This window comes from Pseudomonas sp. KH_040, assembly GCF_057839305.1.
This window is the reverse complement of record NZ_CM174487.1, coordinates 3,862,733-3,888,754: the sequence shown is the minus strand read 5'-3', so window position 1 is coordinate 3,888,754 and position 26,022 is coordinate 3,862,733. Positions and strand designations below refer to the sequence as shown.

Annotated in this window: 27 protein-coding genes; 18 read left to right on the top strand and 9 right to left on the bottom strand. The window is 60.1% G+C overall.

The annotated features are described in order from the left end of the window. Positions 1-115 precede the first annotated feature (115 nt). From AC3IUF_RS17335 to AC3IUF_RS17325, 3 genes are all read left to right on the top strand, one after another. On the top strand, positions 116-1,042 hold the full coding sequence (locus AC3IUF_RS17335) for a Gfo/Idh/MocA family protein (protein ID WP_007916034.1): 927 nt from the start codon (positions 116-118) through the stop codon (positions 1,040-1,042). A gap of 167 nt (positions 1,043-1,209) precedes the next feature. Beyond that, positions 1,210-1,410, top strand: a complete 201-nt coding sequence (locus AC3IUF_RS17330; RefSeq protein ID WP_007916036.1) for a hypothetical protein — start codon at positions 1,210-1,212, stop codon at positions 1,408-1,410. 28 nt (positions 1,411-1,438) lie between these two features. Further along, positions 1,439-1,651, top strand: a complete 213-nt coding sequence (locus AC3IUF_RS17325; protein WP_007916042.1) for a hypervirulence associated TUDOR domain-containing protein — start codon at positions 1,439-1,441, stop codon at positions 1,649-1,651. A 5-nt stretch (positions 1,652-1,656) separates the two neighbouring features. Here the strand turns inward: AC3IUF_RS17325 and AC3IUF_RS17320 are convergent, their stop codons facing one another. From AC3IUF_RS17320 to AC3IUF_RS17290, 7 genes are all read right to left on the bottom strand, one after another. After that, the gene (locus AC3IUF_RS17320) at positions 1,657-2,595 is read right to left on the bottom strand and encodes an AraC family transcriptional regulator (protein WP_489278767.1); all 939 of its coding nucleotides are present in this window, start codon (positions 2,593-2,595) and stop codon (positions 1,657-1,659) included. A gap of 11 nt (positions 2,596-2,606) precedes the next feature. Then, the gene (locus AC3IUF_RS17315; RefSeq protein WP_095111901.1) at positions 2,607-3,440 is read right to left on the bottom strand and encodes an oxidoreductase; all 834 of its coding nucleotides are present in this window, start codon (positions 3,438-3,440) and stop codon (positions 2,607-2,609) included. 171 nt (positions 3,441-3,611) lie between these two features. Beyond that, complete coding sequence (locus AC3IUF_RS17310) at positions 3,612-4,874, bottom strand: NAD(P)/FAD-dependent oxidoreductase (RefSeq protein WP_489278766.1); 1,263 nt, start codon at positions 4,872-4,874, stop codon at positions 3,612-3,614. Next, a complete protein-coding gene (locus tag AC3IUF_RS17305; RefSeq protein WP_489278764.1) occupies positions 4,864-6,456 on the bottom strand; it encodes an aldehyde dehydrogenase (NADP(+)) in 1,593 nt (530 codons plus the stop codon). The genes AC3IUF_RS17310 and AC3IUF_RS17305 overlap by 11 nt, the downstream gene beginning before the upstream one ends. Before the next feature lie 70 nt (positions 6,457-6,526). Continuing rightward, positions 6,527-7,474, bottom strand: coding sequence for a dihydrodipicolinate synthase family protein (locus AC3IUF_RS17300; RefSeq protein ID WP_150750952.1), 948 nt, complete (start codon positions 7,472-7,474; stop codon positions 6,527-6,529). A 55-nt stretch (positions 7,475-7,529) separates the two neighbouring features. Continuing rightward, a complete protein-coding gene (locus AC3IUF_RS17295) occupies positions 7,530-8,456 on the bottom strand; it encodes a 4-hydroxyproline epimerase (RefSeq protein WP_489278763.1) in 927 nt (308 codons plus the stop codon). A gap of 22 nt (positions 8,457-8,478) precedes the next feature. Then, positions 8,479-10,104: an APC family permease gene (locus tag AC3IUF_RS17290; RefSeq protein WP_489278762.1), complete on the bottom strand. Its 1,626-nt coding sequence runs from the start codon at positions 10,102-10,104 to the stop codon at positions 8,479-8,481. 231 nt (positions 10,105-10,335) lie between these two features. Here AC3IUF_RS17290 and AC3IUF_RS17285 point away from each other — a divergent pair, with 231 nt between their 5' ends. Further along, positions 10,336-11,106, top strand: coding sequence for an AraC family transcriptional regulator (locus AC3IUF_RS17285; RefSeq protein WP_093430807.1), 771 nt, complete (start codon positions 10,336-10,338; stop codon positions 11,104-11,106). A 113-nt stretch (positions 11,107-11,219) separates the two neighbouring features. On the opposite strand, the gene AC3IUF_RS17280 is transcribed toward AC3IUF_RS17285, so the two are convergent. Further along, positions 11,220-11,816 (bottom strand): LysE family translocator, encoded by a 597-nt coding sequence (locus tag AC3IUF_RS17280; protein WP_489278761.1) that lies wholly within the window; start codon positions 11,814-11,816, stop codon positions 11,220-11,222. A 55-nt stretch (positions 11,817-11,871) separates the two neighbouring features. Beyond that, positions 11,872-12,708, bottom strand: coding sequence for an AraC family transcriptional regulator (locus tag AC3IUF_RS17275; protein ID WP_489278759.1), 837 nt, complete (start codon positions 12,706-12,708; stop codon positions 11,872-11,874). Positions 12,709-12,845: 137 nt separating this feature from the next. Here AC3IUF_RS17275 and AC3IUF_RS17270 point away from each other — a divergent pair, with 137 nt between their 5' ends. The 14 genes from AC3IUF_RS17270 (at position 12,846) to AC3IUF_RS17205 (ending at position 26,020) form a co-directional block, all read left to right on the top strand. After that, positions 12,846-13,121, top strand: a complete 276-nt coding sequence (locus AC3IUF_RS17270; protein WP_095111907.1) for a hypothetical protein — start codon at positions 12,846-12,848, stop codon at positions 13,119-13,121. A 67-nt stretch (positions 13,122-13,188) separates the two neighbouring features. Then, positions 13,189-14,112 carry a bifunctional helix-turn-helix transcriptional regulator/GNAT family N-acetyltransferase gene (locus AC3IUF_RS17265; RefSeq protein ID WP_489278758.1) on the top strand — a complete coding sequence of 308 codons (924 nt, stop codon included), beginning with the start codon at positions 13,189-13,191 and terminating at the stop codon, positions 14,110-14,112. 881 nt (positions 14,113-14,993) lie between these two features. Next, entirely contained in the window at positions 14,994-15,950 is a 957-nt protein-coding gene (locus AC3IUF_RS17260) for an AraC family transcriptional regulator (RefSeq protein ID WP_489278757.1), read from the top strand. A gap of 151 nt (positions 15,951-16,101) precedes the next feature. Then, the gene (gene benA / locus AC3IUF_RS17255; RefSeq protein ID WP_489278756.1) at positions 16,102-17,457 is read left to right on the top strand and encodes a benzoate 1,2-dioxygenase large subunit; all 1,356 of its coding nucleotides are present in this window, start codon (positions 16,102-16,104) and stop codon (positions 17,455-17,457) included. Beyond that, positions 17,457-17,945 (top strand): benzoate 1,2-dioxygenase small subunit, encoded by a 489-nt coding sequence (benB, locus tag AC3IUF_RS17250; RefSeq protein WP_489278755.1) that lies wholly within the window; start codon positions 17,457-17,459, stop codon positions 17,943-17,945. Before benA ends, benB begins: the two co-directional genes overlap by 1 nt. 20 nt (positions 17,946-17,965) lie before the next feature. Next, positions 17,966-18,979, top strand: coding sequence for a benzoate 1,2-dioxygenase electron transfer component BenC (benC, locus tag AC3IUF_RS17245; RefSeq protein ID WP_489278753.1), 1,014 nt, complete (start codon positions 17,966-17,968; stop codon positions 18,977-18,979). 20 nt (positions 18,980-18,999) lie between these two features. Next, positions 19,000-19,761, top strand: a complete 762-nt coding sequence (locus AC3IUF_RS17240) for a 1,6-dihydroxycyclohexa-2,4-diene-1-carboxylate dehydrogenase (protein WP_489278751.1) — start codon at positions 19,000-19,002, stop codon at positions 19,759-19,761. A 22-nt stretch (positions 19,762-19,783) separates the two neighbouring features. Next, a complete protein-coding gene (locus AC3IUF_RS17235) occupies positions 19,784-20,905 on the top strand; it encodes a muconate cycloisomerase family protein (protein WP_489278750.1) in 1,122 nt (373 codons plus the stop codon). Between the two features lie 15 nt (positions 20,906-20,920). Next, on the top strand, positions 20,921-21,211 hold the full coding sequence (gene catC / locus AC3IUF_RS17230; protein WP_095111915.1) for a muconolactone Delta-isomerase: 291 nt from the start codon (positions 20,921-20,923) through the stop codon (positions 21,209-21,211). Between the two features lie 182 nt (positions 21,212-21,393). Continuing rightward, positions 21,394-22,311, top strand: coding sequence for a catechol 1,2-dioxygenase (gene catA, locus AC3IUF_RS17225; protein ID WP_489278749.1), 918 nt, complete (start codon positions 21,394-21,396; stop codon positions 22,309-22,311). A 360-nt stretch (positions 22,312-22,671) separates the two neighbouring features. Then, the gene (locus tag AC3IUF_RS17220) at positions 22,672-23,718 is read left to right on the top strand and encodes an isopenicillin N synthase family dioxygenase (protein ID WP_489278748.1); all 1,047 of its coding nucleotides are present in this window, start codon (positions 22,672-22,674) and stop codon (positions 23,716-23,718) included. Positions 23,719-23,745: 27 nt separating this feature from the next. Then, on the top strand, positions 23,746-24,555 hold the full coding sequence (locus AC3IUF_RS17215; protein WP_489278747.1) for a MetQ/NlpA family ABC transporter substrate-binding protein: 810 nt from the start codon (positions 23,746-23,748) through the stop codon (positions 24,553-24,555). Next, positions 24,552-25,352, top strand: a complete 801-nt coding sequence (locus tag AC3IUF_RS17210) for a methionine ABC transporter ATP-binding protein (RefSeq protein ID WP_489278746.1) — start codon at positions 24,552-24,554, stop codon at positions 25,350-25,352. The genes AC3IUF_RS17215 and AC3IUF_RS17210 overlap by 4 nt, the downstream gene beginning before the upstream one ends. Further along, positions 25,349-26,020 (top strand): methionine ABC transporter permease, encoded by a 672-nt coding sequence (locus AC3IUF_RS17205; RefSeq protein ID WP_489278744.1) that lies wholly within the window; start codon positions 25,349-25,351, stop codon positions 26,018-26,020. Before AC3IUF_RS17210 ends, AC3IUF_RS17205 begins: the two co-directional genes overlap by 4 nt. The last annotated feature ends 2 nt before the right edge of the window (positions 26,021-26,022 follow it).

The window sequence follows — 26,022 nt, the reverse complement described above, 5'->3', positions numbered from 1 at the left end:
GCAATCCTTGCCTGATCCTGTGCGTTGTTGTGACATTGCGCGGACAGACGCTCGTGGCGTTTGCAGGTAATCTCCCGGTTCACTGACGACAACAAAATCAAAACAGGAGTCATTGATGCAACCAATCCGTCTCGGTCTGGTGGGCTACGGCAAGATTGCCCAGGATCAACATGTCCCGGCAATCCTCGCCAATCCCGCCTTCCACTTGGTCTCCGTCGCTACCCAAGGCAAGCCTTGCGCAGGCGTGGAAAACTTCCAATCCTTAAGTGAATTGCTGGAAAACGGCCCGTCGGTGGATGCGATTGCCTTTTGCACACCGCCGCAAGGGCGTTTCGCCCTGGTGCAGCAAGCACTGGCCGCCGGCAAACACGTACTGGTGGAAAAGCCGCCGTGTGCCACCTTGGGCGAAGCGCTGGCCTTGGTCGATCAGGCTGCCGAGCAGGGCGTCAGTGCTTTGTTTGCCTGGCATTCACGCTACGCACCCGGCATCGAAGCCGCCCGCGACTGGCTCGCTTCGCGCACCCTGCAAAGCGTGCAGATCGACTGGAAAGAAGACGTGCGCAAATGGCACCCCGGTCAGGCCTGGATCTGGCAACCCGGCGGCCTCGGCGTGTTCGACCCGGGCATCAATGCCTTATCGATCGTCACCCATCTGCTGAAGCTGCCGCTGTTTGTCGAATCCGCTGAACTGCGTGTACCGAACAACTGCCAGTCGCCGATAGCCGCGTCGATCCAAATGTCTGACGCCCGCCGCCTCGATGTGCGTGCGGAGTTTGATTTTGACCATGGGCACGATGAGCTGTGGAGTATTGAGGTTCGCTGCGCCGAAGGTGTGTTGCGCCTGGATAACGGCGGCGCGTTGTTGAGCATTGACGGTGTGCGCCAGGCTGTGTCGGAGGAGGGTGAGTACGCGGCGGTTTATCGGCATTTTCAGCAGTTGATTGGCGACAAGGCCAGTGACCTGGATGTGCAGCCGTTGCGGTTGGTGGCGGACAGTTTTTTTGTCGGCAGTCGGGTGTTGGTTGAGGCGTTTTACGATTAGCCTCCGGCTGGCCCGGCACGGTTATTTTAATCGCCAAGCGAGAGCCTGCCCTGAACGGCAGGCTTTTTCGTTAGAGCACCGTTCGTCCAGTGCCCGGCACTTGCGCTGTGCCGTTGCCTCTCACGTTTAAGCGCGGATATCCCGCGTACAAGAACGGAGAAACAAGCATGGACATCGATGAAAATGCACCGGGCAACCGGTCACAGCAAGACGTGACACGCACGACGGACAATGAGACGGGGCATGATCCGAAACGCAACCCGGCCGAGGTTCCGTTGCCCGCCGATGAAGAGTCGCCGGTCGATGAAGACATGACGGATGTGGCGGCCAACAACTCGGTGTCGAGCGAGCATCCTGGGTCGCAATGACCGGATTGAATCAGTGTGGGGACAGACCATGAGCACGCCATTCAAGGTCGGCGACGCGGTTCACTGGAACAGCGAGGCCGGGGAGATTCGCGGCAAGGTTGTCAAGGTGCACACCCGGGATGTCGAGTTCATGGGCCGCCATCGGCCTGCTTCAAAGGACGAGCCGCAGTACCAAGTCAAAAGTGACAAGACCGGGCATCTGGCGATGCACCACGGCGCGGCGCTTCATCCCGCGAAGTGACCGGTCTAGTGCGACGAAACAAACTCGGAAGGCGTTGTCGGCGGCGGCAATGAGTACGTCGCCTTCATCCATTCAATCTCCGCCTGCGGCGTGCGGCCGAAAAACCGTTTGAACTCGCGACTGAATTGCGAGGCGCTTTCATAACCCACGTCAAACGCTGCTGCCGATGCGCTCATGGCTTGGCGCAGCATCAGCAGCCGCGCCTGATGCAGGCGTGTCGACTTCAGGTATTGCATCGGCGAGGTATCGGTCACGCTGCGAAAGTGCAGGTGAAAACTCGGTACGCTCATGCTCGCTTCGCGGGCCAATTGCTCGACGTCGAGGCGCTGCTGATAGCAGCTGTGAATCTTGCGGATCGCCCGGCTCACCTTGCCGAAATGCCCGCGACGATGCAGCGCCGCACGCATTGATCCACCTTGCTCGCCCGTGAGAATGCGGTAATAGATCTCACGCACCAGCGCCGGTCCGAGAATTTTCGCTTCACTGGCGACGCTCATCGCCTCGAGAAAACGCAAGGTCGTGGTGCGCAGCGCGTCGTCCATCGGCGAGGCATACATGCCCTTCGGCTCAGCATCGCTGACGCCATGCACCTCATCGACTTGCAACATCAACTCGCTGGCCAACTGAAAGTCCAGTTGCATGTAAATCGCGAGCATCGGCTCGGCTGCCGTGGCGTCGGTCTCCATGGTGAAGGGGATGGGCACGGACACCACCAGATAATGCTGCGCGTCATAGACGTAGGTGTCCTCACCCAGATAACCGCGCTTGCGACCTTGGCAGAGGATGACAATGCCGGGGTCGTACAACACTGGTGTGCGGGTCAGTGGGCGATTCGAGCGCAGGAAGCGTACATCATCGAGCACGCTGAGGTTGTAGCCCTCGACCGGTGCGAGGACTTCCATCAGTTGCACCATGCGCGCGGTGCTGCCATCGGCCGGCGTCATTGTTTTCTCTCTCAGTGATCGGTGGAGCAACTCAGCGCTTGCCATTGATCAATCTCGTCGAGCGCCTGTTGCAGGCGGTCACGCACCAGCCCCAACGCATCACTGCCGAGTAACAAATGGGCGGGAGGCTCCGGGCAATCGATGATCTGCAGCATTGCTTGCGCAGCCTTTTGCGGGTCGCCGAGCTGCTTGCCGCTTTTTGCTTCCCGGGCTTGGCGGATCGGGTCGAAACTGGCGTCGTAGTCGGCAATGCTGCGCGCGGTGCGTTGCATCGAACGGCCGGCCCAGTCGGTGCGAAACGAGCCAGGTGCCACCGCCGTGACGAAGACATTGAAGGGCCGCAGCTCTTTGCTCAGGGTATCGGAGATCCCTTCAAGCGCAAATTTGCTGCCGCAGTAATAGGCGATGCCGGGCATCGTGATGGTGCCGCCCATGGAGGTGATGTTGAGGATGCGGCCGGCGCGACGCTGGCGGAAGTAGGGCAGGAAGGCCTTGGTCATGGCGACCGCGCCGAACACATTGACGTCGAACTGACGGCGCATGTCCTCCAGCGGCGATTCTTCAAAAATACCTTCGTGACCGTAACCGGCGTTGTTGATCAGCACGTCGACGGGACCGTGAGTGGCTTCCACTTGTGCAACGACGCTGTCGATCCGCTCAAAATCAGTGACGTCCAGCAGCACCCCGTAAGCGTTGTCCGGGGACAGCGCCTGGAAGTTTTTCAGGTCGGATTCATTGCGCACAGTACCGATCACGCGGTGGCCGTTGGCAATGGCTTCCTTGGCCAGTGCATGGCCGAAACCGCTGCTGACGCCGGTGATGAACAGGGTTTTGCTTGGTTTCATGACGGTCTCCAATGACTCGGGTGTGACGTCATGGTAGCCATCACCCAAGCGCTCACCTATGCCGGTTTGTCTTGGAGCCTTGCCTATTCCTATCAGGCGCTCGTGATGTTCAGAAAAAACGGTGTCTGCCGGCTAAGCACGCTCACCGTCGATCTTGCTGTTCTGTGGCCGTCAGAAACGTGCCAGTCGATAGGGCGTGCCACTTGGCAAAGCCGTTGCCGGGATTGCATCTGCGCGCGTCATCCTCACCACCATCTCCGCCGTCACCGCCGCCTGTGTCAGCCCCAGATGCTGGTGCCCAAACGCAAGCAACACCTTGCCCCCACAGACCTGATCAATCACCGGCAACGAATCCGGCAACGATGGCCTAAAGCCCATCCACGGCGTCGCTGCTTCAGCACTCAGATCCTTGCGAAACAAGCCCTGACTCAATCGATGCAACTGCCATGCGCGTTCCATGCTCGGTGGCTTCTCCAGACCGGCGAACTCGACGGTGCCGGCCAGGCGCAAGCCTTCGGACATCGGCGTCATGATGAACTTGCGCTCCAGTGAGGTCACGGGGAAGGGCAGTCGATCATGTTCCTGCGGCAGCATCAGGTGGTAACCGCGCTCGGTGTCCAGCGGTACTTTTTTGCCGGTGAGGGCGGCGGTGAGTTTCGCCGAATGTGCACCGCAGGCAATCAGCACGCGGCTTGCAGTCAGAGCGCCATTGCCGGTGATCAGCGCAACACCATGCTCTTGTACATGGCCGCCCTGAACCTGTTGCTGCACAAAACTCACACCACTGGCCTTGGCCGCTTCGACCAGTTCGCACACCACGCGATATGGATCGATGAAATGCCCGGTGCGCGGGAAGAACAAACCGCCCTGAATCTGTTCGCTGAGTTGCGGCGCGGTTTCGCGTATGGCGCCGGCCTGCCAGTAGTCGACCGGCACTTGCTGCTGGAGCAATCGGCTCTGCAATGTCTGGATCGCCTGACGCGATTCGGGACGTTCGAACACCAGTAACGAGCCATCGATCTTCAACAGGTCGGGCCGCTGAATGTCGGCGAGCAAGCGCTGCCAGGCCTCCAGACTGCTTTCATTGAGCGCGCGCAAGCCTGCTACGGTGTTCTGAAAAGGCGCCGGCCGCAGATTCAGCAGCAACCGGGTGAACCATGGCAGGGCGCGTGGCAGGTATTTCCAGTCCAGCCGCAACGGCCCCATCGGGTCCATCAGCATGGCTGGCAGGCGCTTGAGGATGGACGCGTCGGCAATCGGAAACACCTGCTCGGTCGCCAGATGCCCGGCGTTGCCGAATGAGGCGCCGTGGCCGGGTTGCTGCTGATCGATGACCACCACGCGCAAACCCTGGCGAGCCAGACGCAGCGCGCAGGCGACGCCGATGATGCCGGCGCCGACCACGGCGATGTCGTGGGAGACGTTATTCACCATGGCGCTGCACTTCCCTGTGGCCATCAAGCAGACGCCGTAATTGCAGCGGATTGCCTTGTTTCAATGCGTCAGGCAGCAAGCTGTCCGGGAAGTCCTGATAGCAGACCGGGCGCAGGAAACGCAGGATCGCCGCCGTACCAACGGATGTTGTGCGCGAGTCGGATGTGGCCGGGAACGGCCCGCCGTGAACCATAGCGTCACACACCTCGACCCCGGTGGGCCAGCCGTTGACCAGCAAGCGACCGGCCTTGCGCTCCAGCGTCGGCAGCAATGCACGCGCCTGTTCCAGGTCTTGGTCATCCAGGTGCAACGTGGCGGTCAACTGGCCTTCCAGAAGCTCGGTGACCTGACGGATTTCAGCTTCACTTTCGCATTGCACGATCAGCGCCGCCGCACCGAACGCTTCGGCTTGCAGGCGGTGATCGGCGAGAAAGTCGGCGGTCTCGGTCACGAATACATGGGCCTGACACTGGTTTGGGCCGCTGCCGGGCTGGCCAACGCCGGCGATGCGCGTATCGGCACTTTCGGCAAGCGCATTCACGGCAGCCTCGTAGGCGCTGAAGATGCCCGGTGTCAGCATCGTCTGCGCCGGGCTGCGCTGAATGGTCTCGGCGGTGGCGGCGATAAATTTGTCCAGCGCCGGTCCTTTCAACGCGATCACCAATCCCGGATTGGTGCAGAACTGGCCCGCGCCCAATGTCAGCGAAGCCACGAATCCTTCAGCCAAAGCTTGCGTGCGATTGTCCAGCGCCGCTGGAAACAACAGCACCGGATTGATCGAACTCATTTCCGCGTACACCGGAATCGGTTCTGGTCTGGCCTGCGCTGCTTGAATCAACGCCAGACCGCCGCTGCGCGAACCGGTGAAACCCACCGCTTTGATCCGTGGATCTGTGACCAGCGCAATGCCCACTTCGCGGCCGGAGCCGTACAACAAGGAAAACACGCCGTCCGGCAAGCCACAGGCTTTTACCGCCCGGGCCACCGCGCGGCCGACCAGTTCGCTGGTGCCGGGATGCGCACTGTGCGCCTTGACGATCACCGGACAACCGGCGGCCAGTGCCGATGCGGTATCACCGCCCGCCACTGAGAACGCCAGCGGAAAGTTGCTTGCGCCAAACACCGCGACCGGTCCCAGCGCAATCTGCCGTTGACGCAGATCGGCGCGCGGCAGCGGTTGACGTTGCGGCAGCGCGCTATCGACACGCACATCCAGCCATTCACCGGCTCGCACCGTGCGGGCGAACATTCTTAATTGCTGGCAAGTACGCCCGCGTTCGCCCAGCAGTCGCGCGTGCGGCAGGCCGGTTTCCGCGTGGGCACGGTCGATCAGCTCATCGCCCAGGGCTTCGATTTCCCCGGCAATGCCTTCAAGGAATTCGGCGCGGACATTCAGGGGTGTCTCGCGATAAACATCGAATGCGGCCCAAGCCAACGCGCAGGCCTGTTCGACATGCCCGGCCGAGCCACCGGCATACGCTGGTTGCAGCGCTTCATCGGTGGCCGGATTGATCCCGCGAATGGCGCTGCGATTGCCGGCAATCGTGTGCTGCCCGATCAGCATGTGGCCCGTCAAAGTCATGGTGTCTTCCTGATAAAAGGGAAATGCCTGCCGCGTAGCAAAACGCATCGCGGCAGGTGAGGCTGAGGTGTCAGGCGAAGTTCTGTTCCGCCGACCAGTTCTCGTACCAGTGACGGAACAGCGAATACTGCTTCTCGGCATACCGCCGCTGCGAATCGCTCAACGCATCGGTTTCGTTGAAGTGCAGGGTGTATTCCTTGTCGCCGTTGAGCACCATGAGGTGTTTGTAATACAGCACCAGGTCGCAGCCTTCATCGAACGACGACAGTACCGCCAGCGCCGATTCCAGTTCCCGGGCCTGACGACGGGCCTTGGCGTCGCCCTTGGCCGCTTGCTTGCTCAGCGCCACCAGTTGCAGCACTTCGCGGGGCAGGGCGTTGCCGATGCCGGTGATGGCGCCGGTGGCGTTGCAGTTGACGAAACCGTGGACCACTTGCGTGTCGACGCCGACCATCAAGGTCACATCATCGTCCTTGGAAGTGATGTTTTCGGCGGCGTAACGCAGGTCAGCACCACCGCCGAATTCCTTGAAGCCGATCAGGTTCGGGTACTCGCGACGCAGTTCGAAGAACAGGTCAGCGCGAGTGGCGAAACCGTAGTAAGGGCTGTTGTAGATCACTGCCGGCAGGTTCGGCGCGGCTTGCAGAATCGCGGCGAAGTGGGCTTTTTGCGCAGTCGCCGAAGCACCACGGGATAGTACGCGCGGAATCACCATCAAACCCTGCGCGCCGACTTTCGCCGCGTGCGCCGCATGGGAGACCGCTTCACGGGAATTCACCGCGCCGGTGCCCACGATCGTCGGGATGCCCGCCGCGACCAGACGCGCCACGCCTTCTTGACGCTCGGCCTCGGTCAGCAGCGGCCAGTCGCCCATGGAACCGCAATAGACCACGGCGCTCATGCCGATATCGATCAGTTCGCGACCCTTGGCCACCAAGGCGTCGAAGTCCGGTTTGCGCTGGGCGGTGCACGGGGTCATCAGGGCCGGCATGCAACCGGTGAAGATGTTGTCGCTCATTGTTTTAACTCCTTGGCACATCATTCAAATTGCGGTGAAAAGTCTGCGCGGAGGCTCAGATGCCCCACGCGAACGGGTCTGCTTCGTCGATCAGCAAGGTGCTGTCGGCGGTCATGTAAGCGCGGCCGGTGATGAACGGGCGCACTCGCTCGCCGTCCCATTCGAAGCGGCCTTCGAACTGGCTGCCGGTGATACTTGCCTGCACCCAGGTGGCGCCGGGTTGCAGTTTGTCGTCGGCCGCGAGGCAGGCGAGTTTGGCGCTAGTGCCGGTGCCGCACGGAGAGCGGTCGTAGGCTTTGCCAGGGCACATGACGAAGTTGCGGCTGTCGGCAACGGCGTCGTCTGCAAACAGTTCGATGTGATCGATGACGGCGCCGTCTTCGCCGTAAATGCCCTGATCTTCGAGGGCCTTGAGCATTGCCCAGGTGTACGCCGTGAGGTGTTCGACGTTGTCCATCGTCAATGTCTGGCCGTGCTCGGAGACGAGGAAAAACCAGTTGCCGCCATAGGCGATGTCGCCCAATACCTGACCGACTCCCGGCACGTCCACCGGCACCTGTTTGCGATGGCGGTAGGCGGGCACGTTGCCCAATGTCACCGAGCCGTCCTCATGCAACGTGGCGCTGACCGGGCCGACTGGCGTGTCGATTTTGTGGATGCCCGATTGGATTTTTCCCAAGTACTGCAACGAATTGATCAGGCCGATGGTGCCGTGGCCGCACATGCCCAGATAACCGGCGTTGTTGAAGAAAATCACCCCGCACGTGGCGTCCGGCGAGACCGGCTCGCAATACAGCGCGCCGACCAGCACATCGTTGCCACGAGGCTCCAGCAGGCAGGCGCGGCGCCATTGGTCATGCTGAGTGCGCAGCGCATCGCGTTTTTCCACCATGCTGTTGCCGGGCAGGTCGGGGAAGCCTGTCATCACCAGACGCGTGGGCTCACCGCCGGTGTGGGAATCAATGACGTGTACTCGTTTCATGAATAGATTCCTTTAGGTGATTTCAGTAGGCGCCGGCAGGGCGCGCAGCCACGGTCGAGTCGGGGGCGGCGATTTCGCTTTCCTCATCATCGTCTTCCAGACGCAGCAGATGCGCCGGCACACCGGTCGCGGCGCCCCAGTAATAAATGCCGGTGGCGCATGCGGCGACGACGATCGTGTCGAACGGATGAGCGAGGATGCCGAGGCCACCAAAGGTGCCGAGTTTCGACAGCACGATGGTCACCGCGTAGAAGGCGATCAGCCACGCTGAACTACGCACCTGGCGGGCCAGATTGAGGTGGGCGGTCGGCACGAAACGGCCGCACAGGAGATAGACGACGAACATCAGAATCTGCAGGCCAAGCAGCCACGACACGGTGTTCCAGCCCGACCAGTAGACAATCAGCGCGGCGATGATGAACGACACCGGCCCGAGCACGCCCATGCACTTGACCCGGAACGGCCGTGGCATGTCTGGCGCATTGCGGCGCAGCGCGGCCACGGACACGGGGGCCACGGCGTAGCTCAACACCAGCGCAGCGGAGACCACGTTGATCAGCGCCTCCCACGACGGAAACGGCAGGGTCCAGAACACCGACAGGGCGAAGGTCAGCCACAGCGCCGGACGTGGGATGCCGGATTTTTCGTCGATGTGGGTGAAGACCTTGAAGAAGGTGCCGGTCTGCGCCCAACCGTAGATCACGCGCGGGGTGGCGTTCATGTAGATGTTGCCGCAGCCGCTTGGCGAGATCACCGCATCGGCGACCACCAGATAAGCCAGCCAACCCACACCCAGTGCCAGTGCAATGTCGCGGTACGGCAGGGAAAACTCTTTGCTGATCCCGGCCCAGCCATTGGCGAGCATTTCGGTCGGGATGCTGCCAAGAAAGGCCATTTGCAGCAGCACATAAATCAACGTCGACAGCAGCACCGAGAGGATCAGCGCGATGGGAATAGTGCGCTGCGGATTCTTCACTTCACTGGCCACGGAGATGATTGGCGTCAGCCCCAGGTAAGCGAAAATCACGCCACCCGCCGACACCGCCATTTCGATACCGGACAAGCCGAACGGGGCGAAACCCTGCGCGTGGAAGTTGGCCGGTTTGAAGAAGGTGAACAGCACACCGATCACCAGCAACGGCACGATGAATTTGAATACGCTGACCAGATTATTGGCCTTGGCGAAGGTCTTCACGCTGCGGTAGTTGAGCAGGAAGAAAATGCAGAGCAGACCAAACTGCACCATCCACCCGAGGATCGTCGGATCGCCGCTGCCAGCCTTGGTCAGCTCGGGAAACCATGCCGCCGCGTATTGGCGCGAAGCAACCACTTCGATCGCCACCAGACTGGAAAACGCAATCAGGGTGATAAAACCCATCAAGTAGCCGAGCAACGGCCCGTGGGAGTACACCGGATAACGCACCACGCCACCGGCACGCGGCAGTGCAGCGCCGAGTTCACAGTAGACGATGCCCAGCAACAATACGGCGAAGCCGCCCAGCAGCCAGGAAAAAATCCCCGCCGGCCCGGCAATCGCGGACACATGACTGGCCGCGAACAACCAGCCGGAACCGAAGATCGCCCCCAGCCCGATAAATGTGAGGTCGATCAGTGAAAGCTGTTTTTTGAACTTGCCTTGGCCTGACATGGCATCGCCTTCTTGTGAGTTATTGGATAGGCAGTTGTGTCACTCGGACGGCCAGACTTTGAACTCATCAACGGTGTGGCGATTGATGTTTTGCCGCGGGTTCGATGACGAAATCAGCACAATGGCGCCGATGAAACACGGCCCTCGACACGCCTTGAACGATGCTGCAATCTGCACGCGAACGCCGCATGGCGGGGACTTGGTCGATCCACGTTACGAGGGGAATCTCTGATGCAGCAGGCGTTTTCGATCCTGGCTCAAGGCATGAATGGCCAGCGTCCGCAGACACTGGAGGAACTCTTGGCCGGCGCCGCGCTGTTGTTGCCGATGCTTGATGTGATCCCCAATGCGGCGATTTTCATCAAGGATGTGCAGGCCCGTTACGTGCTCGCCAACCGCACGCTGGTGCAACGCTGTGGCTTGAAGGATTTGCGCCCGTTGCTCGGCAAAACCAGTGCGCAGGTGTTCCCGGCACAACTCGGACCGGGTTACACCGAGCAGGATCGCAAAGTGCTGGAGGAGGGTTTTGTGCTGGAGGATCAGCTGGAACTGCATCTGTACGGCAGTCGCGAACCGGGCTGGTGCCTGACGCACAAGCAGCCGCTGTACAACCGTGACGGGGTCATTATTGGTCTGGCGGGAATCTCGGTTGACCTGCAATCGGCCAGTGAAACGCACCCGGCATTCGAACGGCTGGCGGCGGTCGATGAGCATATTCGCGCGAATTTCAATCGCCGCGTCACCCTCGGTGAACTGACCCGCATCGCCGGTATCTCTGTGGCGCAACTGGAGCGTTATTGCAAACGGGTATTTCACCTGACACCACGGCAGATGATCCAGAAAGTGCGGCTCGAACACGCGCACCGGTTGTTGCATACCGACCTGCCGATTACCGATGTGGCGCTGCAATGCGGCTACACCGATCACAGCGCTTTCACCCGCCAGTTCAAGGCCTCGACCGGGTTTACTCCGCGTGAGTATCGGCAGGCCACCTCACCTTGATGAAATGGCTATTGAAGAGCACTGTAGGGGCTGCCGAAGGCTGCGATCTTTTGATTTTGTTTTATAAGATCAAGATCAAAAGATCGCAGCCTTCGGCAGCTCCTACAAGGGCGTCATGCCAGTACTGTCAGCCATGCCGAGAGCAGCAGCAACAACGCGAGTGTCGCGTTCATGCGCTTGAACGCCTTGGGCGATTCCATCAAGCGAGCACTGCCCACACCCAGCAACGCCCAGAACGTCATGCATGGCAATGACACCAGCAAAAACGCCAGCGACAACACCAACAATCGCAGCGTCTTGTCACCACCGCCGACAAATACGCTGACCACCGCCACGGCCATCATCCACACCTTGGGATTGACCAGTTGCAGCATGGCCGCGCCCAGCACGCTGAAACTTTCGGCCTGCGTCTCAGCCGGGTCCAGCGATGGCGGCGCGCTGCGAAAGATCTGCCACGCCAGCCAGCTCAACCAGAGCACACCGCCCCAGGCCATGGCTTGCTGCACGCGCGGGTAGCGCAGCAAGGTTTCGCCGGCACCGAGGCCGACCACCAATACAATCAGTGCCGCCGCCGCGCAGGCGCCAAAAATGATCGGCAACGTGGCGAGCAGGCCTTGGCGCGAACTGTGGCTCAACACCAGAATATTGGTCGGCCCCGGCGTAATCGAGGCAACGAAAGCGAATAGCAGGAAGGGCAATAATGACGCCATGATCCGGATTCCCTGAAAGTAAATACAGGAAGCCATGATTGCCAGTCGGCGTGTGTCAGTCTGGAAGGTTTGAGCAGCGCTTGCGGTAGTCGGCGGGGGTGAGTTGGTAGGCGCGACGGAACCAGCGACCGAGATGACTCTGGTCGGCAAAACCGAGCACGCTGGCGACCTGCGCCGGCGTTTCCCCCCGAGCCAGCAACTGACGCGCCTTGGCCAGACGCAGCTGGATCAGGTACGCGTGTGGGGCCAGGCCAAAGGTTGTTTTGAATGCACGACTCAAACGAAAGCGATCCACACCGCAGACACGAGCCAGATCATCGAGGCCAATATCTTCATAGGTATGCGCGTGCAGATAATCGCGCGCCAATTGCGCCACCATCGGCAGGCGAGGATCGAAATCCTGGCGTTTGCGCCACGCGAGATGGCGCGTGAGCGAGCCGAGCAAGCCATCGATGGCGGTCTGGCGGACAATGCGCAGATCGCCGTCATGCAACGCATGAAAAGCGTGACTGATCGCTGTGGCCAGACGCGGGTCCTGACTCAGCGTATCGGCAAAACCGGGCTGGCTGTCGGACGGTGCATCTTCGAACAGCGCGTGCATTTCACGCTCAAGCCAATGCGGATCGAGGTAGAGCATCGAATAGGTAAAACCCTCCTCGGTAGGCGCTTGCCCATCGTGGATTTCCCCCGGCTCCAGCAGGAACACGTTGCCCGGCGTACTGCGATGGCGCATGCGGCGGCAATTGAACTGCTGCACACCTTGCTCGGTGACGCCGACGAGGAAACTGTCATGCCAGTGCGGATCGTAGGCATGGCCCTCAAAGTGAGCGCGAATCGATTCAATCCCGGTGTCGACATCCTGGGACAGCTCGATCCAGTTGCGTTTATCCACGGAGGCTCCAGAGTTCGCCATTGAAAGGTGCGGCCCCATAAAATACCGCGCAATGATCATCGACGTTTAGAAGATTTGTGCAGGTGAGGGGACTAGACTCTGCAGGTCACGACCCCTTTGCCGGCAGGTGGAATGCGATGATTAACCGATGCTCGCTCTGGGGCATGCTCACCCTGATCGGGCTTAGCCTGACGCTTGGCGCAGGCTGCTCCAGCCGAAAACACTATCCACCCTCGGGGGTTGGCGATGCCTGCTACGCCAAAGCCTTGCCGACGGTCGGCGAGGGCGGTCTGGCCTGGGGCTCCAGCCTGAACATGGCCCGGCAGAAATCGTTGAACAACTGCATCCGTTATGCCGGGCGCTCCGGGGGCACGCCGGACACCTGTCAGGTGGTATTGGCCAAATGTCGATAGCTTTCTGTTGACATGGTTGCTTTTGGCAAATATATAGTTGCTTTAAGCAATTATCTGAGTGTTTGCCATGTCCAGCAGCCATCTCCTCGAGCAAGCCGATGTTGTGCGCGGCTTCAATCGTTTTTACACCCATCAGATCGGCGTATTGCAGGAGCATTTGCTGCAAAGCGACTACTCGCTGACTGAGCTGCGCATTTTGTATGAGCTGGCCTCGCGTGGCGACCTGACCAGCGCCGATCTACGCCAGATGCTTGGACTGGACGCCGGCTACATGAGTCGCATCATCAGTGGTTTCGAGAAGCGTGGCCTGATCCAGAAAGTCCCGTCGCCGACCGACGCCCGCGCCGCGCAATTGCGCCTTACCGAGCTGGGCCGTGAAATTCTGATCCCGTTGGAAAAGGCTTCCCGTGAACAGATCGTCACCATGCTCAAGCGATTACCTGAACCGCAGCAGAAACGTCTGATCGGCGCCATGACGCTGATCCAGACACTGCTGCAAGGCAACAAGGATTCGAACTACGTGTTACGCGATCCGCAGCCCGGTGACATGGGCACGGTGATGCAACAGCAAGCCGCGCTGTATAGCCGCGAATACGGCTGGAATTCGGAGTTCGAAACACTGGTGGCCGAGGTGGTCGCCAAGTACCTGCGTGATTACGACCCGACAAGCGAGCGCTGCTGGATTGCGGAAAAGGACGGCAAGGTTATTGGCTCTGTGTTTATCGTCCGCCAGGATGAAACGACCGCCAAACTGCGCATGCTCTACGTCGACGCCAGCGCGCGGGGCTTGGGCATTGGCAGTCGTCTGGTCGAGGAGTGCCTGCGCTTTGCCCGGCAGATTGGCTACCAGAAAATGACCTTGTGGACGACCAGCAACCTGACGGCTGCGCGCAAGATTTATCAGCAGGCGGGGTTTGAACTGGTGGAGGAGGAGGCGGTTCACAGATTTGGCAAGGATCTGGTGAGTCAGACGTGGGCGCGGGCGCTGTGATCTGATTTTCATCGGCGGGTGCAGTGAAAAGGCAGACGAAAAAAAACCGCCTTTGCGGGGCGGTTCTTTTGTAAACCTTGGTTTGCGACCGAGGTTTTTTGCTTCACTAGCTGCTTTAACGTTCGCTCATGGTAGGAGTCTTTGTGCCCCCTTGCAAGGTTAAAGTTTGTAAGAAACTGGTTGTTTGCGCTATTTCATTTTCATAAAAAGCTGGCAGAAATAATGGTTAACAAAACAGAAAATTACTTTTCCTGAAAGCCTCTGAATGAAGGTTATGATGCGGGCGCTCACTTGTTCGAGCAGCGGTGAGGCCAGGCTGGTGACCAAACGGTTTCATGCCCTTTGACACGGTTTTGCACCCGTGCCGGAATGATGTTTCGGAGGGATTTCAACCGGCCGCCTCACTAGCTGCTTTAACGTGCAGGCTGAAGGCAAGTATGATCCGGTAAGTTTGCTGGAGGTTTGGCCCCCAGCCCTGGAGGCCAAAACGTATGAAGCTTTTGCTGCGTACGCTGAGCCTTGTATGGAGATTGTTTAAAGCCTTTCGCTTTTACGAGTTCCTGCGAGACCACTTTGACGACCTGAAGTAAGGGCCGTTGAGGTGGGAGAAGCCCGTTTCAGTTTCGACTGGAACGGGCTTTTTTTGTTTTTTTAAAACTGTCATAAGTAGGATTTTTCTGTGTCGGATTTTTTTGCGTGTAGGGCATTTCTTTGGCAAGTGTAGGCCAAGTTCAAACCACCCCGTAATCCGCAAAAAAACGTTCGATTATCGAGCACCCAAACCTTCGTCCAATTGCCCACCTCGAAACTCCGGCGTACTGTGAGTCGCGATGCCTGAAACCCCGTAATCCCAAAATAACGACAACAACGAGCAATGCCCCATGGACAGTCATCTGCTGAGCGATCGCAGCAGCGTGTTCCGTCACGCTGACCCTTATGCCGTCTCCGACTACGTCAACCAGCACGTCGGCCAGCACTTCATCGGCCTGTCCAGAACCGCCCACCCGCAAGCCTGCCTCAACCATCGCAAACTCGCCGACCTCGATCTGGCCCGCATCAGCTATGGCGGCAGCGTGCGCGTGACGTCCGTGGCACTGGAGACCGTTTACCACTTACAAGTTTTGCTGCGCGGCAATTGCCTGTGGCGCGGGCACAAACACGAGCAGCATCTGGTGCCGGGCGAGTTGCTGTTGATCAATCCGGATGATCCGGTCGATCTGACGTACTCGGATGATTGCGAAAAATTCATCCTCAAGGTGCCGGTCAGCGTGCTCGAATCGGTGTGCGACGAGCAGCGTTGGCAGCACCCCTCCAGCGGTATCCGTTTCCTGCGCAATCACTATCGGCTGGAGGAGCTGGAAGGCTTCACCAACCTGCTGGCGATGATCTGTCAGGAAGCCGAGGTCAGCGATCCGTTACTGCGGGTGCAGGAGCATTACGCGCAGATCATCGGCAGCAAACTGATTTCGCTGATGAACACCAATGTCAGCCGTGAGTGCCTGAGCACGCCGAACGTCAGCTTCGAGCGCATCGTCGATTACATCGAGCGCAATCTGAAACAGGATCTGCCCGCTGAACATCTGGCCGCGCAGGCGAGCATGAGCCCGCGCTCGCTGTATGCTTTGTTCGAACGCCAACTCGGCGTCACACCGATGCAATACATCCGCCAGCGCAAACTGGCGCGCATCCACACCTGCCTCAGCGACCCAAGCTGCCCGGTGCGCAATCTCACTGAACTGGCGCTGGATTATGGCTTTCTGCACCTGGGCCGCTTCTCCGAAAGCTATCGCCAGCAATTCGGCGAACTGCCGTCGCAGACCTTCAAGCGCCGCCACTGACACTCCGCACTAAACCCTCGCGAAACATGCTGAATCATCTGCCGCGCCATCCTGCACAAAACGGATAGCGATCTGCAGGATTCGGCTATTGCCCCGTGCATCGCCTCCCTAATCTGACCTGGCCTGAACAATAACAATGGAGGCCCCGGCCATGTCCCTGGGAATCGACTACCTCAATGCCATGCTTGAAGAAGACAAGGAGAAGGGCGCCTACCGCTGCAAGCGGGAGATGTTCACCGATCCGCGTCTGTTTGAACTGGAGATGGCGCACATCTTCGAAGGCAACTGGATTTACCTCGCCCACGAAAGCCAGATCCCCAACAACAACGATTTTCTCACCACCACCATGGGGCGCCAGCCGATCTTCATCGCGCGCAACAAGGACGGTGTGCTCAATGCGTTCCTCAATGCCTGCAGCCATCGCGGCGCCATGTTGTGCCGGCACAAGTCCGGCAACCGCTCCAGCTACACCTGCCCGTTTCATGGCTGGACGTTCAACAACAGCGGCAAACTGCTCAAGGTCAAGGACCCGAGCGAAGCCGGTTACCCACAAGGCTTCAACTGCGAAGGCTCCCATGACCTGACCAAAGTCGCGCGTTTCGAGTCCTATCGCGGCTTCCTGTTCGGCAGCCTGAATGCCGATGTGAAATCCCTCACCGAACATCTGGGCGAGTCGGCAAAAATCATCGACATGATCGTCGACCAGTCGCCAGAAGGCCTGGAAGTGCTGCGCGGTTCAAGTTCCTATATCTACGAAGGCAACTGGAAACTCACCGCTGAAAATGGCGCCGATGGCTACCACGTCAGCTCGGTGCACTGGAACTACGCCGCCACCCAGAACCAGCGTCAACAGCGCGAAGCGGGTGAAGCGATCAAAACCATGAGCGCCGGCAGTTGGGCGAAGAAGGGCGGCGGTTTCTACTCCTTCGACCACGGTCATCTGCTGCTCTGGACCCGCTGGGCCAACCCTGAAGACCGCCCGGCCTACGAGCGCCGCGATGAACTCGCCCGTGATTTCGGCCAGGCCCGCGCCGACTGGATGATCGAAAACTCGCGCAACCTGTGCCTGTACCCCAACGTGTACTTGATGGATCAGTTCAGCTCACAAATCCGCATCGCCCGGCCGATCTCGGTCGATAAGACCGAAATCACCATTTACTGCATCGCCCCCAAAGGCGAGAGCGCCGAGGCGCGCGCCAAACGTATTCGTCAGTACGAAGACTTCTTCAACGTCAGCGGCATGGCCACGCCGGATGACCTGGAAGAATTCCGCTCGTGCCAGACCGGTTATGGCGCTGGCCGTGGCTGGAATGACATGTCCCGTGGCGCCACCCACTGGGTCGAAGGTGCCGACGCAGCCGCCGAAGAAATCGACCTCAAACCACTGCTTTCCGGCATGCGTACCGAAGACGAAGGCCTGTTTGTGCTGCAACACAAGTACTGGCAAGAAACCATGCTCAAGGCCGCTGCCGCCGAACCTCAACTGATTCCTGTGGAGGCCGTGTGATGAGCAACCTCTACGAAACCGTGCGCGATTTTCTCTACCGCGAAGCGCGCTATCTCGATGACGGCCAGTGGGATCAATGGCTGGAACTGTACGCCGCCGATGCGACCTTCTGGATGCCGGCCTGGGACGACAACGACACCCTCACCGAGGACCCGCAAAGCGAAATCTCGCTGATCTGGTACGGCAACCGTGGCGGCCTCGAAGACCGCATTTTCCGGATCAAGACCGAGCGCTCCAGCGCGACCATTCCCGACACCCGCACCTCGCACAACCTGAGCAACATCGAAATCGTCGAGCACAGCGCAGACCAGTGCCAGGTGCGCTTCAACTGGCACACCCTGAGCTTTCGCTATCAGGTCACCGACAGCTACTTCGGCAGCAGTTTCTACACCCTCGATCTGCGTGGCGAACAGCCGCTGATCAAGGCCAAGAAAGTCGTGCTGAAAAACGATTACGTCCGTCAAGTCATCGACATCTACCACATCTAGTCGACACGGCGAGGTGCACCATGAATTTCCAGATTGCGCTTAATTTTGAAGACGGCGTCACTCGTTTCATCGAGGCGGGTGGCCATGAAACTGTCGCCGATGCGGCGTATCGCCAAGGCATCAACATTCCGCTGGACTGCCGCGACGGCGCCTGCGGCACCTGCAAATGTTTCGCCGAGGCCGGGCGTTACGACATGGGCGACAACTTCATTGAAGACGCCTTGAGCGCCGATGAACTCGCGCAAGGTTATGTGCTGACCTGCCAGATGCGCGCCGCCAGCGATTGCGTCGTCCGCGTGCCGGCCGGCTCGCAGGTGTGCAAGACCGAACAGGCGAACTTCCAGGCGTCGATCAGCGCTGTCCGGCAGTTGTCCGAGAGCACCATCGCGCTGTCGATCAAGGGCGAAGCGCTGAGCAAACTGGCGTTTCTGCCGGGGCAATACGTCAACTTGCAAGTGCCCGGCAGCGAGCAGACCCGCGCCTATTCCTTCAGCTCGTTGCAGAAAAACGGCGAGGTCAGTTTCCTGATCCGCAACGTGCCTGGCGGCTTGATGAGCAGCTTTCTCACCGGGTTGGCCAAGGCCGGCGACAGCATGAACCTGGCCGGGCCGTTGGGCAGTTTCTACCTGCGCGAGATCAAGCGGCCGCTGCTGTTGTTGGCGGGCGGCACCGGCCTGGCACCGTTCACCGCGATGCTGGAAAAGCTCGCCGAGCAGGGCAGCGATCATCCCGTGCATTTGATCTACGGCGTGACCAACGATTTCGATCTGGTCGAACTCGATCGTCTCGAAGCCTTCGCCGCCCGCATCCCGAACTTCAGTTTCGGCGCCTGCGTGGCCAATCCGCAGAGTGCGCATCCGCTCAAGGGCTACGTCACCCAGCACATCGAGCCGCGCCATCTCAATGAAGGTGACGTCGATGTGTACCTGTGCGGCCCGCCGCCGATGGTTGAAGCGGTCAGCCAATACATTCGTGAACAGGGCATCACCCCCGCGAATTTCTACTACGAAAAATTCGCCGCAGCGGCTGCCTGACCCCTATTTTCGAGGTTGTCATGAACAACAGATTCTCCAACAAGGTCGCGCTGGTCACCGGCGCGGCTCAGGGTATCGGCCGCCGCGTCTGCGAACGCCTACTGAACGAAGGTGCGCAAGTCGTCGCCATTGATCGCTCTGAACTGGTTCACGAACTGCAAGGCGAGGGCGTTCTTGCGTTGACCGCCGACCTTGAGCAATACGCCGATTGTGCAAGGGTCATGGCCGAAGCGATCAACACCTTCGGCCGTCTCGACATCCTGATCAATAACGTCGGTGGCACGATCTGGGCCAAACCGTTCGAGCACTACGAAGTCGACCAGATTGAAGCCGAAGTGCGCCGCTCGCTGTTCCCGACGCTGTGGTGTTGCCACGCCGCGCTGCCGTACATGCTCAAGCAAGGGCGCGGCGCCATCGTCAACGTCTCGTCGATTGCTACCCGCAGCATCAATCGCGTGCCGTACGGCGCGGCCAAGGGCGGCATCAATGCCCTGACTGCGTGCCTGGCGTTCGAGAACGCCGAGCGCGGAATTCGTGTCAACGCCACCGCGCCGGGCGGCACCGAAGCTCCGCCGCGACGCATCCCGCGCAACACCAGCGAACAGTCGGCGCAGGAGCAGGCCTGGTACCAGGAAATCGTCGCGCAAACCCTCGACAGCAGCCTGATGAAACGCTACGGCAGCCTCGACGAACAGGTCGGCGCGATCCTCTTTCTCGCCTCTGACGACGCCTCGTACATCACCGGCGTGACCTTGCCGGTCGGTGGCGGCGATCTCGGTTGAGCACTATTCAAGGGACACAGACATGCAGCGAATCCTGATTGAAAACCTGACGACGATCATCGTTGATCTGCCGACCATCCGCCCGCACAAACTGGCGATGCATACGATGCAAAAGCAGACTCTGGTGATCCTGCGCCTGCGTTGCAGCGACGGTATCGAAGGCATCGGTGAAGCCACCACCATCGGCGGCCTCGCTTACGGTTATGAAAGCCCGGAAAGCATCAAAGCCAATATCGACGCGCATTTGGCTCCGGCCTTGGTCGGTATGGAAGCCAATAACATCAACGCGGCGATGCAGCGTCTCGACAAGATCGCCAAGGGCAACACCTTCGCCAAGTCCGGCATCGAAAGTGCACTGCTCGATGCCCAAGGCAAGCGCCTCGGTCTGCCGGTCAGCGAACTGCTCGGCGGCCGCGTACGGGACAGCCTCGAAGTGGCCTGGACCCTGGCCAGCGGCGACACCGCCCGCGACATCGCCGAAGCCGAGCAGATGCTCGAAGCGCGTCGCCATCGCATCTTCAAATTGAAGATCGGTGCCAACCCGCTGGAGCAGGATCTCAAACACGTGGTGGCGATCAAAAAAGCCTTGGGCGAACGCGCCAGTGTGCGGGTCGACGTTAACCAGTACTGGGATGAATCCCAGGCGATTCGCGGCTGTCAGGTACTGGGTGACAACGGCATCGACCTGATTGAACAACCGATCTCGCGGGTCAACCGTTCCGGGCAGATTCGCCTGAATCAGCGCAGCCCGGCGCCGATCATGGCCGACGAATCGATCGAAAGCGTTGAGGATGCCTTCAGCCTCGCCGCTGACGGTGCCGCCAATGTGTTCGCCCTGAAAATTGCCAAGAACGGTGGCCCGCGAGCCGTGCTCAGAACCGCGCAGATCGCCGAGGCCGCCGGCATCGCGCTGTACGGCGGCACCATGCTCGAAGGCTCCATCGGCACGCTGGCCTCGGCGCACGCCTTCCTCACGCTCAAGCAGCTGACCTGGGACACCGAACTGTTCGGCCCGTTGCTGCTGACCGAAGACATCGTCAGCGAAGCGCCGCAGTACCGCGATTTCCACTTGCATATCCCGCGAACCCCGGGCCTTGGCTTGACGCTGGATGAAGAGCGTCTGGCGCGTTTTCGTCGCCACTGAATCAGGAGAATCAGCATGTTGTTCCACGTAAAAATGACCGTGAAATTGCCCGCCGATATGGACCCGTCATTGGCCACCCGGCTCAAGGCGGACGAAAAGGAACTGGCGCAACGGCTGCAACGCGACGGCGTATGGCGACACCTGTGGCGCATCGCCGGGCATTACGCCAATTACAGCGTGTTTGATGTGCCGAGCGTCGAGGCCCTGCACGACACGCTGATGCGCTTGCCGCTGTTTCCCTACATGGACATTGAGGTCGATGGCCTCTGCCGGCATCCGTCGTCGATCCATACGGACGATCGCTGATCCAGGGTTTCGAATCCATCCCTGAACACTGTGGGAGCTGGCTTGCCAGCGATAGCAATACACCAGCCGCCATCAATGCTGGATGACACACCGCAATCGCTGGCAAGCCAGCTCCCACAGGGGAAGGTGGTCTGTCCTGAAGATTCGCGTAAACCACAAAACAACAAGATGAGGTAACCACTATGACCGTGAAAATTGCCCACACCGCCGAGCTGCAGAAATTCTTCAAGGAAGCCGCCGGTTTTGCCAACGACGACGGTAAATCCCGGCTGAAAACCATCGTCCTGCGCATCTTGCAAGACAGCGCCAAGATCATCGAAGACCTGGAAATCACTGATGGTGAGTTCTGGAAAGCGGTCGACTATCTCAACCGATTGGGTGCTCGTTCGGAGGCGGGATTACTGGTCGCAGGCCTTGGCATCGAGCATTTCCTCGACCTGTTGCAGGACGCCAAGGACGCACAGATTGGCTTGACCGGCGGCACACCGCGTACCATCGAAGGCCCGCTGTACGTGGCCGGCGCGCCGTTGTGTGAAGGCGAGTGCCGCATGGATGACGGCAGCGAAGAGGGCGTCGCCACCCTTATGCACCTCGAAGGCCGGGTGTTCGATCTGCACGGCCAGCCCTTGGCCGGTGCCACCGTTGACCTGTGGCACGCCAACACCAAGGGCACCTACTCGTTTTTCGACCCGAGCCAGTCCGAATACAACTTGCGCCGCCGCATCATTACCGACGCCGAAGGCCGTTACCGCGCTCGCAGTATCATGCCCTCCGGTTATGGCTGCGACCCACAAGGGCCGACCCAGGAATGCCTGAACCGGCTCGGCCGCCATGGCCAGCGTCCGGCCCATGTGCATTTCTTTATCAGCGCACCGGGGCATCGGCACCTGACGACGCAAATCAATCTGTCGGGTGATCAATACCTGTGGGATGACTTCGCCTATGCGACCCGTGAAGGCTTGGTCGGGGAGGTGGTGTTCCGCGAGGACGCGGTGTCGGGGCGTTATGCCGAGCTGAAGTTCGACTTCCAGTTGCAACCGGCGCCGGATGCCAGTGCTGAACAACGCAGTCAGCGGCCGCGTGCGTTGCAGGAGGCTTGATACCGAGTCGTCTGTGCCCCTCACCCTAACCCTCTCCCGGAGGGAGAGGGGACTGACCGAGATGATCTTGAGCGCTACGCCGACCTGAACGTTTCTTACCGAATCCAACCCGGTTTTTCAGGTCGATGTATAACGCAAGACAACCCGGTCGGCTCCCTCTCCCTCGGGAGAGGGCTGGGGTGAGGGGAAATCGGGCCTAAGGTAATGCGAAAAAGATATTGGCTACGTATTTTTAAGATCGTTTAGTTTTGTCGCAACGACGAATCAAAACGCATCAAACCGATAGACCCCCGATTGCCATGACGGCACACGCTGAATCGATCACAGGTTTTTCAGGTTTGATTCACACGGGAGTGAATCATGCCGCATACCCTCGATATCTCCACATTACCGACGCTGGACCTGTCGCTGTTCGAAGGCACGGCGCAGCAGCGTTACGAATTTCTTGAAGACCTGCGCCACGCCGCGCGCGACGTCGGCTTCTTCTATCTGACCGGCCACGGTATAGACAGCGACTTGCTCAAGCAGGTGCAGACCCACGCCCGGCAGTTCTTCGCCTTGCCCGACAGTGAGAAAACCGCCGTTGGCATGATCAACTCGCCGCACTTTCGCGGTTACAACCGGGCCGCCTCGGAGATCACCCGTGGCCAGCCCGATCTGCGTGAACAGTTCGATCTGGGCGCCGAGCGCGAGGTTTTGCCATTAGACGCGGACAGCCCGTTCTGGGCGCGGCTGCAAGGCCCCAACCAATGGCCGGCGGCACTGCCGGAACTGAAACCTTTGCTGCTGGAATGGCAAGAGGCGATGACGCGGATGTCGTTGCGCCTGCTGCGTGCGTTCGCTCAGGCACTCTCGCTGCGCGCCGATGCGTTTGATCAGCTCTACGGCGACAAACCCAACGAACACATCAAATTGATGCGCTATCCCGGCCAGTCCAGCGAGTCGAGTCACCAGGGCGTCGGCGCGCACAAGGACTCCGGTTTCCTCAGCTTCCTCCTGCAAGACCAGCAGGCCGGTCTGCAGGTCGAAATCGAAGAGGGTCGCTGGATCGACGCGTTGCCGCGCGAGAACACCCTGGTGGTGAACATCGGCGAACTGCTTGAACTGGCCAGCAACGGTTATCTGCGGGCCACGGTCCATCGAGTGGTTTCGCCACCGGCGGGTAGCGAACGCCTGTCCATCGCCTTCTTCCTCGGTGCGCAACTGGATGCCGTGGTGCCGCTGTATCCGCTGCCCACCGCACTGTTGCGCGAGGCGCGCGGGCCGGCGAGTGATCCGCTCAATCCGTTGTTTCGCGATGTCGGCTGGAACTACCTCAAGGGTCGTTTGCGCTCGCATCCGGATGTCGCGCAGCGCTTCTACGCCGATGCGCTGCTGCCACCACCGCCCGTTCGAAAATCCGCCTGACTCATCACTCGCTCAAGGACTCCGCACATGATCAAGAAAGCAGGTTTGACCCTGGCCGTGCTCGGCGCGCTGGTGACGTCGTTCGGTGCGCAGGCGTTGGAGCCGTTACGCGTCGCTGCCGACCCTGTGCCCCACGCGCAGATTCTGGCGTACATCCAGAAAATCGATCCGCAACTCAATCTCAAAGTCATCGAGATCCCCAACGGCGTGAACTCCAACGAGCTGTTGGTGCACGGTGATGTCGACGCCAATTACTTCCAGCACTTGCCGTACCTGAAATCCCAGGAAAAGGCCCTCGGTGAAAAACTTGCGGTGGCGGCCACGGTGCATATCGAACCCTTGGGCATCTACTCGCACCGGCACAAAAGCTTCGCCGACGTGCCGGTAAAAGGCACCGTCGCCGTGCCCAACAACGTCACCAACCTGAGCCGCGCGCTGTACCTGTTGCAGGACAACGGCCTGATCAAGCTCAAACCCGGCTTCAACGATCCGGCGGCGGATCAGGCAACGCCCAAGGACATCGCCGAAAACCCGAAACAGCTGAAGATTCTCGAGATCGAATCGCCGCAGATTCCGCGCTCGCTGGACGACGTCGACCTGGCCGTGATCAACGGCAACTACGCGCTGGACGCCGGCCTGGTGCCGGCCAAGGATGCTTTGGGTCTGGAGAAAGCCGAGCACAATCCTTACGCCAACATTCTGGTGACCACGCCGAAGCTTGCGCACGACCCGCGTATCGCGCAACTGGCCAAGGACCTGACGTCGCCCGAGGTGGCCAAGTACATCAGCGACAACTTCGCCGGTTCAGTGATTCCGGTGGCGGGCGGCAAACCATGATCGCCGTCGAGCAGGTGAGCAAGACATACCCGTCGGCCACGCAACCGGCGCTGGATCAGGTCTCGCTGAGCATTCCCGACGGCGCGGTCTACGGGATTCTCGGGCGTAGCGGGGCGGGCAAGTCGACGCTGCTACGCTGCCTCAATCTGCTTGAGCGACCGGACAGTGGACGCATTGTGCTGGATGGCGTTGACCTGACGACGCTTTCGGTCAGCGAACTGCGCCAGCAGCGCCAGCGCATCGGCATGATCTTCCAGGGCTTCAACCTGCTGCATTCACGCACGGTGTTCGACAACATCGCGGTACCGCTGGAGATCGCCAAGGTGGGCAAGCCGTGGCGCCATGTGCGGGTGCGCGAATTGCTGGAACTGGTTGGCTTGAGTGACAAGGCGCAAGCCTTTCCCTCGCAGTTGTCCGGCGGCCAGAAGCAGCGCGTCGGGATTGCCCGCGCGCTCGCCGCTGAGCCGGCCTATCTGTTATCGGACGAGGCCACCAGCGCGCTCGACCCGGAAACCACCGCGTCGATCCTCGAACTGCTGCGCGACATCAATCGGCAACTTGGCGTGACCATCGTGCTGATCACCCATGAACTGGAGGTGGTCAAGTCGATCTGTGACCACGCCGCATTCATGGCCAACGGGCGTCTGGTCGAGGCCGGGCCGGTGCCACGGTTGCTGGCCGATGCGCAATCGCAACTGGGTGCTTCGTTGCGACCGACCTGCGGCTTGCCCTTGGGCCACGCTGAGCCGGGCCTGAGTTTTCTCAAGCAATACGGTGTAAGGGCGGCGCACTCATGAACCGCACGGTCAATTGGGATGAAATCCTGCAGATGGTGTTCAACGCCACCGGTGAAACCCTGTACATGGTCCTGCTCGCTGGGCTGTTCACGCTGCTGATCGGTTTGCCGCTGGGCGTGTTGCTGTTTATCAGTCGACGCGATGGACTGCTGCCGATGCCACGCCTGAATGCCGCGCTGGGTGGCGTGGTCAACCTTGGCCGTTCGCTGCCATTCGTGGTGATGCTGATTGCCCTGATTCCTCTAACGCGGCTGGTGGTCGGCACAACGCTGGGCAGCACCGCCGCTGTGGTGCCGATCACCATCGGCGCCTTTCCGTTCTTCGCGCGCATCGTCGAAAACGCCCTCGACGAAGTCGACAAGGGCCGCATCGAAGCGATCCTCGCCATGGGCGGCGACATCGGTCATGTGATCTTCAAAGTGCTGTTGCCCGAAGCGCTGCCGGCATTGCTCGCAGGCATCACGCTGACGCTGGTGATGCTGATCGGTTTCTCCTCGATGGCCGGGGTGATCGGCGGCGGTGGACTCGGAGATCTGGCGATCCGTTACGGCTATCAGCGTTTCAACAATGAAGTGATGGTCGCAACGGTGGTGGTGTTGGTGATCCTCGTTCAAGGCGTGCAAAGCCTGGGCGATCGATTGGTTCGTTCGCTGGCGCATCGCCGCTAAGG